The organism is Neobacillus sp. DHD-1R, assembly GCF_057747995.1.
In genome coordinates, this window is sequence record NZ_CM173232.1 from 3,719,322 (window position 1) to 3,734,037 (window position 14,716).

The following is a 14,716-nucleotide window of genomic DNA, read 5'->3' on the forward strand; positions in this document are numbered from 1 at the left end:
AAAAGTCCTTCACAGATGCAAAGGACTTCTTTTCTTATTTAATCTTTGATAACCAATCTGCCATAGCCCCCGCTTGTTCTTCTGTTACAAGACCAGCTGGCATATTACCTTTACCTTTTGTTACGATGGTCATAAGCTCTTCTTTTGAATACTTATCACCAACACCCTTTAATGTTGGACCAACTACCCCTTGATATTGATCGCCATGGCAGCTTACACATGTTTGTGTGTAAATATCTTCTGGTTTGGATGCAGCAACTTCAGTTGTCTCACTGCCCTTTCCTTCCCCATTATCCTTGGCGACTTCCTTCATATCTCCAAGGCCTTTGAAAGAAAGGATAAACACTAAAATAATTCCAAAAACCATGACAAGAATGTAAGGAATGACCGGATTCCGATTCATAATACAACCTCCCTTATGTACGAACATCGCTTAAACATATAGTCTACAAACAACTACTATTTTACTTGAAAATTAACAGAAGGAAAAGCCCCAAACTTATTTTATTACTATAATCTTTGTAAAAAAAAGAAAAAGAGGCCAATTACATAGCCCCTGTTATCTTTCCCTATTAACATTTTAACAACCAATTAATCGTGAAATTACCATTCGTTGAACTTCCGATGTCCCTTCACCAATTTCAAGCAATTTTGCATCACGCATCATTCTCTCAACATGATATTCCTTCATGTAGCCGTATCCGCCGTGAATTTGTACGGCTTGGCTGGTAACTTCCATACACATTTCGGAGGCGTAAAGTTTACACATAGCCGCTTCCTTAGAAAAAGGTCTTTTCTGATCCTTTAACCACGCAGCCTTATATACCATATTCCGTGCTAACTCTATTTTCAAGGCCATATCAGCAAGTTTAAACTGAATGGCCTGAAAAGAAGAAATCGATTTGCCAAATTGCTTCCTTTCTTGTGCATATTGCAAAGCCTTGTCATACGCCCCTTGAGCGATTCCTACAGCCATTGCACCAATTCCAATACGACCGCCATCAAGCGTAATTAAAAACTGTCTAAAGCCCTCTCCACGCTTCCCTAAAAGGTTTGCAACCGGAACTCTTACATCTTCCAACACAAGCTCCGTTGTATTCGATGAATTCAAACCCATTTTTTCATAATTATCAACCACGGTAAATCCAGGCACATTTGTTGGGACAATAATAGCACTAATTTCTTTCTTCCCATCCTTTTCACCCGTTACAGCTGTTAAGGCTAAATGGTTTGCATAGCTGGCATTAGTAATAAAACACTTATTCCCATTAATTACAAACTCACCATTTTCTATATTAGCAGATGTCCTTGTTCCTCCGGCATCTGAACCTGCGTTTGGCTCTGTAAGCCCAAAGGCCCCAAAGGATTCTCCCGTACAAATAGGGGTTAAATACTTCTGCTTTTGCTCCTCGGTTCCGAAATAAAAGAGGGGTGCTCCTCCTAAAGAAATATGGGCGGAATAAGTTATTCCCGTCGAGCCGCATACCCTGCTTAGTTCTTCAACCACGATTGCAAAACTGATTGTGTCTGCGCCGCCCCCACCGTATTCTTCCGGGAAAGGTAATCCCATAATCCCCATTTCTGCTAGTTGTTTAAAGATCTTTACAGGGAATTTCTTTGTTCTATCACGGTCGGTAACACCAGGCGCTACTACCTCATCAGCAAACTGGCGAATTGTTCGTTTAATCATCTCTTGTTCAGATGTAAAATCAAAATTCATTTTCATCCCCCCAAAGCATAATTGTATGCGCTTTCTTTTCAATTATAAAAGAAGCTGTTATAAATTCACAATATTTAAAAATTTTTAATTATATTATATTATGCAAATATAACAACCTTATTTGGGAGTGAAGAAATAAATCAAACCGATTAACACTTTATCACCTTTAGCAACCTAGAAACACATTTATTTTCCTTTTGCACAAAAACAAAATCAGTCTAAAACAGCCATAAATTGTAAATGGCCATTTGCAAAATGAAAGACAATTCAGTAAAATAATAAAAAAATAGTTTACTCCTTTTACGAAGTAAACTATGGTACCACATTATTTTATTCCAAGAAATCTTTAAGACGTTTACTGCGGCTTGGGTGACGTAATTTACGCAATGCCTTCGCTTCAATTTGACGAATACGTTCGCGTGTAACTCCAAAGACCTTGCCTACCTCTTCAAGGGTACGAGTACGGCCATCGTCTAAGCCAAAACGCAGTCTAAGGACATTCTCTTCCCGGTCTGTTAATGTATCAAGAACATCTTCTAATTGCTCTTTTAACAATTCATATGCAGCATGTTCAGAAGGCGATGTGGCATCCTGGTCTTCAATAAAATCACCTAAGTGTGAATCATCTTCTTCACCGATTGGTGTTTCAAGTGAGACAGGTTCTTGAGCAATTTTTAAAATTTCTCTTACTTTATCTGGTGTTAAATCCATATCCTCACCAATTTCTTCAGGTGTTGGTTCACGACCAAGGTCCTGTAGTAATTGACGCTGCACACGAATTAGTTTATTGATGGTTTCAACCATATGAACAGGAATCCGAATCGTTCTTGCCTGATCCGCAATTGCACGTGTGATTGCTTGACGAATCCACCAAGTTGCGTACGTACTAAATTTAAAGCCTTTACGGTAATCAAATTTCTCAACAGCTTTAATTAGACCCATGTTTCCTTCTTGAATTAAATCAAGAAAAAGCATTCCTCGTCCAACATAGCGTTTTGCAATACTTACAACCAGGCGCAGGTTAGCCTCTGCAAGGCGTCGTTTTGCTTCTTCGTCGCCCCCTTCAATCCTGTTTGCTAACTTTATTTCTTCTTCCGCGGAAAGCAAGTCTACACGTCCAATTTCTTTCAGATACATACGGACGGGATCATTAATCTTAACTCCTGGAGGAACGCTAAGATCATTTAAATCAAATTCCTCATCGTCTTCTTTTGCTAACTTTTTAGCATCTGGGTCTTCCTCTTCGCTATCACCAACTAATTCAATTCCTTGATCACCGAGGAACTCATAAAATTCGTCCATTTGATGAGAATCTAACTCAAAATTAGCCATCTTTTCAGCAATATCATCATAGGCAAGGACACCAACTTTTTTACCCAGCGCAGTTAACTGGTCTTTTACTTGTTCAAGGGTTAATTCATTTTCAACCTCTTTTGAACGGGCGGATTTTTCAGCAGCCATATGTCCCCCTCCTTCCAGAATCAAAAACACTTCATTTTAGTTTATAACAATTTACGCAACTGATTGATTTCAACACCAATTGCTGCAGCTTTTCCAAATTCACTTTGACGCTCAGCTTCTTTTAATTCCACTTCTTTTTCTTTTATCTTTAACAATTTTGGATAATTCAACACCTGTTTGATATAATCAGTTAATTCTTGGTTCGTTAACTCATCATTTATGGACATCATTTCAATGGTGGCAACCATTCTTCTAAGATTTGCATCCTGTATATAGGTTAAAAACGAACTAGTGTCTGGTACCATGTGATCTTCATAAAAGCCTAACAGGTATGTTATTATTGCCTGATGTTCATCTGTATTAAACGTGTTTCCTGCAAGTAAATCCTGAACCTTATACGCCACATCGCGATTTTTAAGCATATGGGCTATGAGACATCTTTCAGCCGTATAATGGGCGGGCTTTAAATCCTCCACATGCTTAGTAATTACTACAGGTTTATGCACGGGTTCATTTTTCCCATTTGATTTTCTTTTTTCAGCAAAGAACATTTGTTTTTGCTGTTCCTGCAAGGCTTCTAAAGAAAGTGAAAATTCAGCTGCCAATTGTCGCAAATAATGATCTTTTTCAACAGCTTTATTTAGCTTGTTGATTTCTTTGATTATTTCTTCGATATAAGCAAGCCTATCTCCTTCTAACTGAAGATTTTTTCCTCTTCGAAAGTAAAGAAATTTAAATGCCATCCATGTTAAACTTGCCTCAATTACTTCTTTGCGGAATTTTTCAGCGCCATTTTTTTTGATATATTCATCAGGATCCTGTCCGTCAGCCATCATGGCTACCTTTATTTGAAAACCCGCATCATGAAGATGGTTACCTGCCCGATATGCCGCTTCAATTCCTGCTTTATCGGAATCATAACAGATGGTTATGGATTGAGCGCTTTGACGTAAAAGGGCTATATGTTCATCTGTCAAGGATGTCCCCATTGTCGCAATACCATTCTCTACTCCAGACCGATCTGCTGCAATACAATCGGCAAATCCCTCAAACAAAACAGCGTTCTGCATTTTCTTTATACTTGGCTTAGCCAAATGATAATTATATAAAATTTTACTTTTATTAAAGATTGCTGTTTCGGGACTATTTAAATATTTGGGCTCTTCAGCCCCAAGTGACCTTCCAGAAAAAGCAATCGTATTACCATGACGGTCAAAAATTGGAAACATAATTCGGTTCCTAAATCGGTCGAAATACGTTTCATCCCTTTCACGTTTGATAATTAAACCGGCTTTTTCCATCCATTCAGGCGAAAAATCCCTTTTAGTTAGGAATTTATAAACGAAATCCCATGAATTTAATGCATAGCCAATTTGAAACTTATCAATCGATTCCTGGGTAAAACCTCTTCTTAGCAAATACTCTAATGCTTGTTGACCTTCATTTGTGTTTACCAGCAAGTGATGGTAAAATTTTCTTAATAGCTCGTGAGCATCAAGCATCGATTGAAAATCTTTGGATACCTTTTTACCACCATGTCCGGCAGATAAATTAATTTCAAGGTCAATATTTACTTTCGAAGCTAATTTAATGGCTGCTTCTTGGAATGAGGTCCCCTCAAGCTCCATTAAAAAAGAAAATACATTACCACCGGCTCCACAGCCAAAACAATGATAAATTTGTTTGTCAGGTGACACTGAAAATGATGGGGTGCTTTCTCCATGAAAAGGGCATAATCCGAAGTAATTTCGCCCCTGTTTTTTCAGTTGAACATAATCGCTAATGACTTCGACTATATCAACAGCCTGACGAATTTGGTCAATCTTTTCTTCGGCTATACGGTCTGCCATGAAAACATCTCCATTTGTACTTACACATATTCGGCAGGCACTTATTAGATTCCTGCAAATTTCGACAAAATTTTTGTTAATTTCATCACAAGTCTTGCTCGACCTCAGATTGAAATCACTTTTGTCCTTTTCCGCTTATTCCTCTTCTCCTTGCCTTGGCATTTAAATTCGCAGCTTCCTTTCCTGAATCAACATTTTTCCACGTTGCATATGTAATCGTAACTTTCACATGATGACCATAGGAAGCGATAAAAAAACTCTACGGAAAATTTGGAAGTAATTCGACAATCTCATCTTTGATTGTGCAAAAATCTACATCGACAAAAATAGCTGGAATGCCTTTTACATAAGTATTAATTCTACATCACTCCGCATATTCCTTCTAAATGAATGAACTTTTCTAAAAGGATTTCTGTCGAATTTTTTTTAGGGGGCTGCCTTGACATCTAACAATAAATAGTTTATTCGTTCCAATGCAACTCTAAACCTAAAAAGATATATTTTTATCACAATTTTTTATTATAGTATATTCGTTATCATTTTACCATAACTTTTTCTCATTTTTTTTAACATGTAAAAACACATAATCAATTGACTATGTGTTAGGATCTCCCTTTTTGAATATAATTTAAAATGACATTCGCAGTCTCTTCTACTGCCTTATTGGTTACATCTATAACGGGACAATTAATTTTCTCAATGATTTTTTCAAAAAAGGTTAATTCTTCTTTAATTCTTTCAATATTCGCATAGCTTGCTTGATCATTTAAGCCTAAAGAAATTAATCGTTCCCGTCGAATATTATTTAACTTTTCCGGACTTATCTTCAATCCAAAACATTTTTCGATTGGAACTTTATATAGTTCTTCCGGTGGGTCCACCTCTGGCACAAGTGGAACATTTGCAACCTTTAATCGTTTATGTGCCAAGTATTGTGATAAAGGTGTCTTTGAAGTTCTTGACACCCCGATTAGGACAATATCAGCCTTTAAAAGCCCTCTTGGATCACGGCCATCATCATATTTCACCGCAAATTCAATTGCTTCTATTTTTTTAAAATAATCCTCATCAAGCTTTCTCACAAGTCCAGGTTCACATAGTGGTGTTTTCCCACTGAAAATCTGAATTTGATCGATGATAGGTCCTATTAAATCGACAGCCACAATCCCTTCTTCTACTGCTCTTTCCTTTAAGTATGTACGCATATCTGGTTTTACAAGTGTAAAAGCTATCATGCCTTTATCATGAGAAGCAAGCGATAACACTTCATCGATATGGTCATGATCCTCAGCATAAGGAAATCTCTTTAATGTTATACCAGACCCATTATATTGGCTAATTGCCGCTTTCGTGACTAACTCAGCTGTCTCACCGACTGAATCAGATACAACATAAATGATAGGCAAGCTCATTCTTCCTCAACAGCTCCTCTTTGCAGATATCTTTTATTCATCACCTAAGGCCACAAAGGCTTTGATTATATTCGTTTTCGTAACTCTTCCAATTACCTCGAAGCCTTTTTCGGTTTTTTTCACAATCGGCAAGGCATCGATTTGTTTATCAATTAATTTCTTGGCAACTTCAATTAATAAATCATCCCGTTCACACATCGTAATATTGGGCATTCTTGTCATAATAATATTAACGGGTATACTAGTAAGCTCTTGCTTTCCGATACTTGCGCGCAGCAAGTCCTTTCGTGAAAGAACGCCTACAAGGCTGGAGTGTTGGTCCACTACAAATAAAGTGCCTACATCTTCTAGGAACATGGTACAGATTGCATCATATACAGATACATTTTCACTGACCACTACAGGGATGGACTGATAATCCTTCACATAGATTTTTTGCAAATTTTCGGTTAATAGCTGCGCTCCTGTTTTCCCTGTATAAAAATAACCTACTCTCGGCCTGGCATCTAAGAATCCAGCCATGGTTAGAATGGCGAGATCTGGTCTTAATGTAGCCCTGGTCAAACTTAATTGGTCAGCAATGTGCTCCCCCGTAATAGGGCCATTATCTTTTACAATCTGTAATATATGTTCTTGACGCTTAGTTAGTTCGATTGTCCTCACCACCTTACATGACTTATTGAAAAATCCACTAATTACAATTCGTTATAGGAATATTATATACTACTTCCTTTTTAGATGTAATGTATGCAACCTCTTAATCAAAAGGTGCGGTTGCCCGCACCTTTATTTTTATATAAGAATTTATCAGTTTAGGCTTCGAGAATTGTCCAACCCCAGGCCATACGGCGCTGACCAGGGCGCTTTCGCTTTTCTTATTTAAAAAACCATCTTTTCTTGTAGAAAGCTTACTAGTTCTGCAATTGAAATACGGGTTTGTTCCATGGTATCACGATCACGAACGGTTACCATGTTATCTTCTTTCGAATCGAAGTCATAGGTAATACAAAATGGTGTACCGATTTCATCATGGCGGCGGTAACGTTTACCGATCGATCCTGCCTCATCGAAATCGACTGTAAAATGTTTTGCTAGACTCGCAAATACTTCTCTAGCCTCATCAGATAATTTTTTTGATAATGGAAGAACGGCTGCTTTAAAAGGCGCCAATGCAGGGTGAAAATGCATAACCGTCCTAGAAGTACCATCTTCCAGTTGCTCTTCATCATAGGCATCAATCAAAAATGCAAGTGTTACTCGGTCAGCACCAAGTGATGGTTCAATACAGTATGGGACATACTTTTCGTTTGTTTCAGGATCAAGATAATGGAAATCTTCTCCGGAAAATTCCATGTGCTGTTTCAAATCATAATCTGTTCTTGAAGCAACTCCCCAAAGTTCGCCCCAACCAAATGGAAACTTAAATTCAAAATCAGTTGTTGCATTGCTGTAATGGGAAAGTTCATCTTCAGAGTGATCACGAAGTCTTAAATTTTCCTTCGTAAGGCCTAATGACAATAACCAGCCTTCAGCAAATTGTTTCCAGTAATTAAACCATGTAAGTTCTTCACCCGGTTTGCAGAAAAATTCTAATTCCATTTGTTCGAATTCTCTTGTCCGGAAAGTAAAATTACCAGGCGTGATTTCATTACGGAAACTTTTACCGATTTGAGCGATACCGAACGGCAATTTTTTCCTCATTGTCCGTTGAACATTTTTAAAGTTAACGAAAATTCCCTGTGCTGTCTCTGGGCGAAGAAAAATTTCATTTGTGCTTGTTTCTGTTACCCCTTGGAAGGTTTTGAACATTAAATTGAATTGACGAATGCCTGTAAAATCATGGCTGCCACAATCAGGACAAGCAATATTATGTTCCTTGATCAGCTCCTCCATTTTTTCAAATGGCAAACCATCTACAACCATTTCCATACCTTTAGCATCAAGGGCATTTTCAATTAATTTATCAGCGCGGTGCCTTGCCTTACAATTTTTACAATCAATCATGGGGTCATTAAAGTTACCGATATGACCAGATGCTTCCCAAGTTCTAGGATTCATTAGAATACTTGCATCTACGCCCACATTATATGGGGATTCTTGAACAAACTTTTTCCACCAAGCTTGCTTAATATTATTTTTAAATTCAACGCCTAACGGACCGTAATCCCAAGTATTCGCTAGTCCTCCATAAATTTCAGATCCAGGAAAAATAAATCCTCTGTGCTTCGCATGCGAAACAATTTGTTCCATCGTTACATTCATTTTTTTTGCTCCTTTTCTTATAAAAATAAAAAACTCCCATCTCTATGCTTGTTCAGCATAGGGACGAGAGTTACCCGCGGTTCCACCCTATTTGCTGCTAAAAAAATAGCAGCCTCCTTCAAATCGTGTTTATTCAACACAAATTGCTCAAGAACGCCTTCGTTAGTGTCCTATCCCCTAGCTCACACCATCCTAGGTTCGCTTTTATAGAACTGACTAAGTACTACTTTCCGTCACAGCAAATATTTTATTAAAGAAATAGTAACTAAAAGTTTAACGATTGTCAACAAGACGATTATAAGAGATTTCGAAATTGTTCCATGGAATTAAGAAACTTCTTTGTTTTAAGATTTAGTCCTGAATATTCTTCATAGTAAGCAGTAATCACTTTTTTTAATTCAGCCTTTGTTTCTTCCTTGACTGAAATATTTCCTAACCTTGAAAGATCAAAATTATAAAATAGCCGTAATAACTTAACCGAAGCTGGTGATAATTTAAAATGGTATGGATCTTTCCCTACACATCGATGACAGATCAACCCGCCTTCCCGTATCGAAAAAGAAAAATGTCCGTCTGTACTGCCACAAACGGAGCATTGATGTAAGATGGGGTACAGTCCCATCACATTTAACATTTTCATTTCATAAATATTCATGAGTATATCTGGCTCATAGCCTTCATTCATGTAATGCAATGTTTGATATAACAATTCAAAATGATATGGGTTTAGTTTCTTATCTTCTGTACATTTATCTGTTAATTCGACGATATAACTGGCATAAGCAGTTAAAAATATATCTTCACCAATTGATCGGTGCGAAGTGATGATTTCACCCTGTTGCAAGCTTCCAAGACCTGAACCAATCTGCAGGAGAAAATATCCATGTGTAAAAAGCTGAGAAATGGAGGAAAGGCGGCTGTTTGGTTTTTTAGCACCTCGTGCCATTACACCAATCTTTCCCCATTCCCTCGTGTATAGAGTCACTATTTTATTAGTTTCACCATAATCTGTCGTTCTAATGACGATGCCTTCACACTTCTGAAGCATAAATGTCACCTTCTTAAAGTAGCGCGAAAACAAACTTATATAACGGGAAAATCGATTTGTGCTAGATCTTCATTCAGATTTCCGGGTATTTCTTGGTTTTCCTTCTCAAGCTCTTTGAAGAGAAGATATGTGTCAATATTACCTGTTTGGAGGAATACTTTCCACGTAAAATCCATCATTGAAAACCCCACCTTTCATTATTTAGACTAGCCTAAAGTTAATCCCAAACCTTACAATTATCATAGCCTGCTTTGCTAAAATCATAAGACGAAATATTTGTTAATTTGTCCACGCATAAACTTGTCAATAAGTTAATATTTTAAATAGGGTTATGATTTAATATTCATCTTCGTTGAAGCCATAATCACGAAGTTGAGACATCTTATTGCGCCAATCCTTCTGAACTTTAACCCAAAGCTCTAAAAATACTTTTGACCCAAGGAGATTTTCGATATCAACACGAGCACGCTTTCCGATTTCTTTCAGCATGCTGCCTTGCTTTCCAATGATAATGCCCTTTTGTGAGTCTCTCTCAACGATTACGGTTGCCATTACATGAATAACATCCTTACCCTCTCGCCGTTCCATTTTATCTAAGACAACAGCCAACGAATGTGGAATTTCTTCCCTGGTAAGATGCAAGGCTTTTTCTCTAATTAACTCTGTAATAATAAATCGCTCTGGATGATCGGTTACCTGATCAGCAGGATAATATTGCGGTCCTTCAGGTAAGAAGGTTTTAATTTGTTCTAAAAGTCGTTCAACATTATTTCCTTCAAGAGCAGAAATTGGCACAATTTCTTTAAAGTCGTATTTTTGTTTATATGATTCAATAATTGGCAACAATTCATCAGGGTGAACTTGATCAATTTTATTTATAACCAGAAAGATAGGGGTATTAACTGTTTGGAATTTTTCAAGGATAAACTCTTCCCCACGGCCAAAGCCTTCTACGGCGTTTACCATAAATAAAATTAAATCAACTTCTTTTAGCGTATTTTGTGCTACCTTCATCATAAAGTCGCCCAATTTATGTTTTGGTTTATGGATACCTGGTGTATCAATAAAAACCATTTGAGCGTCAGGAAGTGATAAGACACCTTGGATTTTGTTGCGTGTTGTTTGCGGCTTATCACTCATAATCGCGATTTTCTGGCCGATTACTCGATTCAGAAAGGTAGACTTCCCAACATTTGGCCGTCCAATAATTGAAATAAATCCTGATTTGTATGCGTTTCCATTCCCATTATTTTGCATGTAAATCCTCCGATGAAAAGGCACCTGGCAATAATTCGGCAACCGTTATTTCTTGAATATCTCCTTTTAGGTTTGTTAAAACCACTTTCATGTCTCTTGGGCATAGTTCGGAAATGACTTGTCGGCAAGCACCACACGGGGAACATGGGCGATCTGTATCTGCTATTACTGCAAGCATATGAAAATCCCGGTCGCCTTCTGAATAGGCTTTAAAAAGGGCAGTACGTTCCGCACAGTTACACATACTGTAGGCGGCATTTTCAATATTACAGCCATGATATACTTTTCCATTTGTCGTTAACAATGCAGCTCCTACTCCAAACTTCGAATAAGGAACATAGGCTTTTTCTCTTGCACTCTTTGCTTCTTCAACTAATTGTTCAATGTTCACAAAACGTCTTCCCTTCCAGCAGGAATCTGCTGTTTCTTTATTTTACCTCAAAATTTAGAGAAAATCATTATTTGTAGCAAAAAAGAAATATAAAATTTTAAAAAATTAGAATTTTCTCATAAATCAACTTGTCTTTAAAAAAAAAGCTGATTAAGTTATTTTATCGGATTAGCTTAAGCAATTCAAATTAGGTAGTTCTAAAATTTACTAGCTTATTAAAACCATTTAAGAACATAAGGCCAAAAGATAATGGTTCCAATACAAACAGACAGAGCTGCATATACTAAGACAGCTCCTGCGGCTATATCTTTTGCTTGTTTGGCAAGTGGATGGTACTCAGCTGTAACAAGATCGACTACACGTTCAATGGCTGTGTTCAGTAATTCTAGGGCAAACATCCCTCCAATAGCAAAAAGAATGAGTGCCCATTCTATTTTTGTAATCGAAAAATAAACAGAAATCATTATAACAATTAAGGAACTAATGAGATGAAAACGCATATTTCTTTCCATCCTAATGGTGGTTATAATTCCGGCTAGGGCAAACGTAAATGAGCTCATGAAGCGGAATGATTTTCGTTTATCTTGTGAGTCCATACTCATTTAAAATTTCCTTTTGCAATGTAAACATCACCTTTTCGTCCTCTTCCGTCATGTGGTCATACCCTAAAAGATGAAGAAATCCATGGACAGCTAGAAAACCAAGTTCGCGTTGAAAGGAATGACCGTACTCCTCCGCTTGCTCCTTTGTTCTTGGGATTGAAATAATAATATCCCCTAAAACCCGCGGCATATCAACACCCAATAATTTTACTTCTCCCTCGCCAAGCTCTTCCATGGCAAAAGAAATGACATCTGTTGGGGCATCTTTATCACGATAGTCCCGATTAATTTCTCTAATCTTCTCATTTGTAACAAAGGTTACAGATACCTCACTGTGCTCTTCAATGCTTTGTTTCTCAGCCGCAAAAGATAGTAACCTTTCAATTTCAAGCATTTGTTGTTCTGTTAGTTCATTCGTCTCGTCTATACAATCAATAAGTAATGTCATGCTTGCTTCACCTTCTTTGTCTTTGTCAGTTCTGGATACTCAATTCTTGAGTGAAAAATCCCCTTTAAGGACTCACATAGTGTATGGGATACAGTTTCAATTTCTTTGATGGTAATATCACACTCATTTAATTGACCATCCTCTAAACGGTCTACCACAATTTTTTTAACAAGCGATTCAATTAATTCTGGTGTTGGCTGTGATAATGAGCGTACTGCAGCCTCAACACTGTCAGCAATGCCCACAACTGCCGACTCCTTCGTCATGGCCTTTGGTCCGGGATAACGAAACTCTTCTTCCTTTAAATCAGAATCAATTTGAAGTGCCTTATGGTAAAAGAATTTAAGCAAGGTTGTCCCATGATGCTGCTCGGCAATATCAATAATTTCTTTAGGCATGTGGTATTTCTTTAAAATGGCTGATCCGTCACTCACATGTCCAATAATAATAGTCGCACTTTTATCAGGCGGGAGCCGATCATGGGGATTGTCAACATGCATCTGATTTTCAATAAAAAAGTTCGGTCTTTTTGTTTTACCAATGTCATGATAATAACTGCCGACTCTAGCCAACAGCCCATTTGCCCCAATAGCCTCACATGCAGATTCAGCTAAATTAGCCACCATGACACTATGATGATAGGTTCCAGGAGCCTCCATTAAGATTTTTCTTAAAAGCGGATGATTAGGGTTAGATAGCTCAATCAGCCTCATCGTTGAAAGAATTCCAAAACTAGCCTCAAAAAATGGCAGCAAACCGATCGTTAAAACGGCTGAACCTATCCCCGAAACAAGCGCAGTAATAAGATAGTATCCTAATTCAATTCCTGAAAACTGTCCGTTCGGCAATAAAATTAATGCACTGATTGACATAACATTGACAGCTGCCGCCAAGGTTCCAGCCTGTAATATTTTCGTTCGGTGATTCTGTTTATTCAAAAAAAGGATCGCTGCTAATGTACTAAATAGGATATAAATTCCTACCGAGAAGTTAAAGGTTCCTGTAATCCCTTCATTAAATAAAATACTCCCACACACTGCCATAACAATCGACATCATGATGGCTAGCTTTTCATCAATTAAAATCTTTATTAGCATTCCACACATTGCAGCAGGGAAAATATAACCAATCCCAGAAAAATTAAAAACCTGGAGCATGCTAATGATTTTCATAATGAATATGGTGAGTATAAAAATGATTCCATATAACAACAAATGCGTTTGCCGTTTCTCAGGAAGAGACTTCATTTGATAAAAATAATAGTAGATGGCAGAAAGAATAATGGCAATCAATACCACCAAGCCGATAAATGGCTTGAACGATTTGTCATTATTTAAGAGACCTACCAGTTTTAATTGCCGGTAAATATCTTGATTAATTAATTCGCCTTCTTCAACAATGATTTGACCCTGAAGAATTTTTACAGGTTCGACACTCTCAGCCGCCTGCTGTCGAAGTTCTTCCGTTGCATTCGGATCATAAAATTCATTTTGAATGACAGCATATCTTCCTAAATCAATGGAAGCCACTCTTAAATTATCATTTAAGGCAGTATACTTTAATTCTTCCTCTACTCTTTTCTTAGCATTTTCCACTTCATCCGTAGAAATTCGGTTCGTCATGACATTGTTGATAGCCGTAACAGTTAAATCCTTGGCAATTGACAATTCATCATTGCTGGCTTGGGATAAAGCAGTAAAGACTTGATTCGAGAGGTCCTTCGAAACATCGTCCGTCAATTTTGCTTTTAACTTTGTTACTTTATCTTCAACACTCGGTTCCTCTTTTACCGGTTTATCCTCGGCAGCGGTTTCTTCCTGTTTCTTTGGTCCTGCTGTGATTTCGTCATTTACTTCAATCGCTGATTGAAAAATAGACGTTATTAAATCAACTCTGTTTTGTGTATATTCTTTTTTTAAGGTATACACATCTTGCACTTGATCCAGCGCATCTTTACGCTTATTTTCTGTACTTGCCTTGTCCTCTACTGTCCCTGGCGAGCGAATTGTTTTTTCAGCAACGGAAAACAATTTTAGATCAAGCTTTTCTGGTTTTACGTTACTGTAGATAGCTCCAAATAGAACAATTCCTAAAACAAGAAAAAACAATATTCGAAAAAAAGTATGATCAAGTAATTTTCGTATCCGTATGAAGTGTTGCTGTAGTTTGTCCAACTAAATCCCTCCAACCACGGCCCTAAATCAAGATTTAAACAAAAGATACCTTAATTATTACTGAAAGCGAGCTTTATGTAAAATGATAACA

At 37.4% G+C, this 14,716-nt stretch carries 14 protein-coding genes and 1 other annotated feature; all 14 genes read right to left on the minus strand.

What is annotated here, in order from left to right; genetic code table 11:
• Nucleotides 1-34: 34 nt before the first annotated feature.
• Nucleotides 35-403, minus strand: coding sequence for a cytochrome c550 (gene cccA, locus AC3ANL_RS18355; RefSeq protein WP_488325831.1), 369 nt, complete (start codon nt 401-403; stop codon nt 35-37).
• A gap of 177 nt (nt 404-580) precedes the next feature.
• Nucleotides 581-1,720 carry an acyl-CoA dehydrogenase family protein gene (locus AC3ANL_RS18360; RefSeq protein WP_488325832.1) on the minus strand — a complete coding sequence of 380 codons (1,140 nt, stop codon included), beginning with the start codon at nt 1,718-1,720 and terminating at the stop codon, nt 581-583.
• Between the two features lie 330 nt (nt 1,721-2,050).
• Nucleotides 2,051-3,181 (minus strand): RNA polymerase sigma factor RpoD, encoded by a 1,131-nt coding sequence (gene rpoD / locus AC3ANL_RS18365; RefSeq protein ID WP_488325833.1) that lies wholly within the window; start codon nt 3,179-3,181, stop codon nt 2,051-2,053.
• A 41-nt stretch (nt 3,182-3,222) separates the two neighbouring features.
• A complete protein-coding gene (gene dnaG / locus AC3ANL_RS18370; RefSeq protein ID WP_488325834.1) occupies nt 3,223-5,031 on the minus strand; it encodes a DNA primase in 1,809 nt (602 codons plus the stop codon).
• Between the two features lie 602 nt (nt 5,032-5,633).
• Complete coding sequence (locus AC3ANL_RS18375; protein WP_488325835.1) at nt 5,634-6,443, minus strand: pyruvate, water dikinase regulatory protein; 810 nt, start codon at nt 6,441-6,443, stop codon at nt 5,634-5,636.
• Nucleotides 6,444-6,476: 33 nt separating this feature from the next.
• Nucleotides 6,477-7,109 carry a transcriptional regulator CcpN gene (gene ccpN, locus AC3ANL_RS18380; protein ID WP_488325836.1) on the minus strand — a complete coding sequence of 211 codons (633 nt, stop codon included), beginning with the start codon at nt 7,107-7,109 and terminating at the stop codon, nt 6,477-6,479.
• 213 nt (nt 7,110-7,322) lie between these two features.
• Nucleotides 7,323-8,705: a glycine--tRNA ligase gene (locus AC3ANL_RS18385; protein WP_488325837.1), complete on the minus strand. Its 1,383-nt coding sequence runs from the start codon at nt 8,703-8,705 to the stop codon at nt 7,323-7,325.
• A 56-nt stretch (nt 8,706-8,761) separates the two neighbouring features.
• Nucleotides 8,762-8,951 (minus strand) — a binding site (T-box leader).
• A gap of 49 nt (nt 8,952-9,000) precedes the next feature.
• Nucleotides 9,001-9,753, minus strand: coding sequence for a DNA repair protein RecO (recO, locus tag AC3ANL_RS18390; protein WP_488325838.1), 753 nt, complete (start codon nt 9,751-9,753; stop codon nt 9,001-9,003).
• A gap of 35 nt (nt 9,754-9,788) precedes the next feature.
• Complete coding sequence (locus AC3ANL_RS18395; RefSeq protein WP_488325839.1) at nt 9,789-9,932, minus strand: YqzL family protein; 144 nt, start codon at nt 9,930-9,932, stop codon at nt 9,789-9,791.
• 157 nt (nt 9,933-10,089) lie between these two features.
• On the minus strand, nt 10,090-11,010 hold the full coding sequence (gene era / locus AC3ANL_RS18400; protein ID WP_488325840.1) for a GTPase Era: 921 nt from the start codon (nt 11,008-11,010) through the stop codon (nt 10,090-10,092).
• Complete coding sequence (locus AC3ANL_RS18405; RefSeq protein ID WP_488325841.1) at nt 11,000-11,401, minus strand: cytidine deaminase; 402 nt, start codon at nt 11,399-11,401, stop codon at nt 11,000-11,002. The genes era and AC3ANL_RS18405 overlap by 11 nt, the downstream gene beginning before the upstream one ends.
• A 215-nt stretch (nt 11,402-11,616) precedes the next feature.
• A complete protein-coding gene (locus tag AC3ANL_RS18410) occupies nt 11,617-12,003 on the minus strand; it encodes a diacylglycerol kinase family protein (RefSeq protein WP_488325842.1) in 387 nt (128 codons plus the stop codon).
• Complete coding sequence (gene ybeY / locus AC3ANL_RS18415; protein WP_488325843.1) at nt 11,981-12,451, minus strand: rRNA maturation RNase YbeY; 471 nt, start codon at nt 12,449-12,451, stop codon at nt 11,981-11,983. Before ybeY ends, AC3ANL_RS18410 begins: the two co-directional genes overlap by 23 nt.
• Nucleotides 12,448-14,625: an HD family phosphohydrolase gene (locus tag AC3ANL_RS18420; protein WP_488325844.1), complete on the minus strand. Its 2,178-nt coding sequence runs from the start codon at nt 14,623-14,625 to the stop codon at nt 12,448-12,450. The genes ybeY and AC3ANL_RS18420 overlap by 4 nt, the downstream gene beginning before the upstream one ends.
• Nucleotides 14,626-14,716 lie beyond the last annotated feature (91 nt).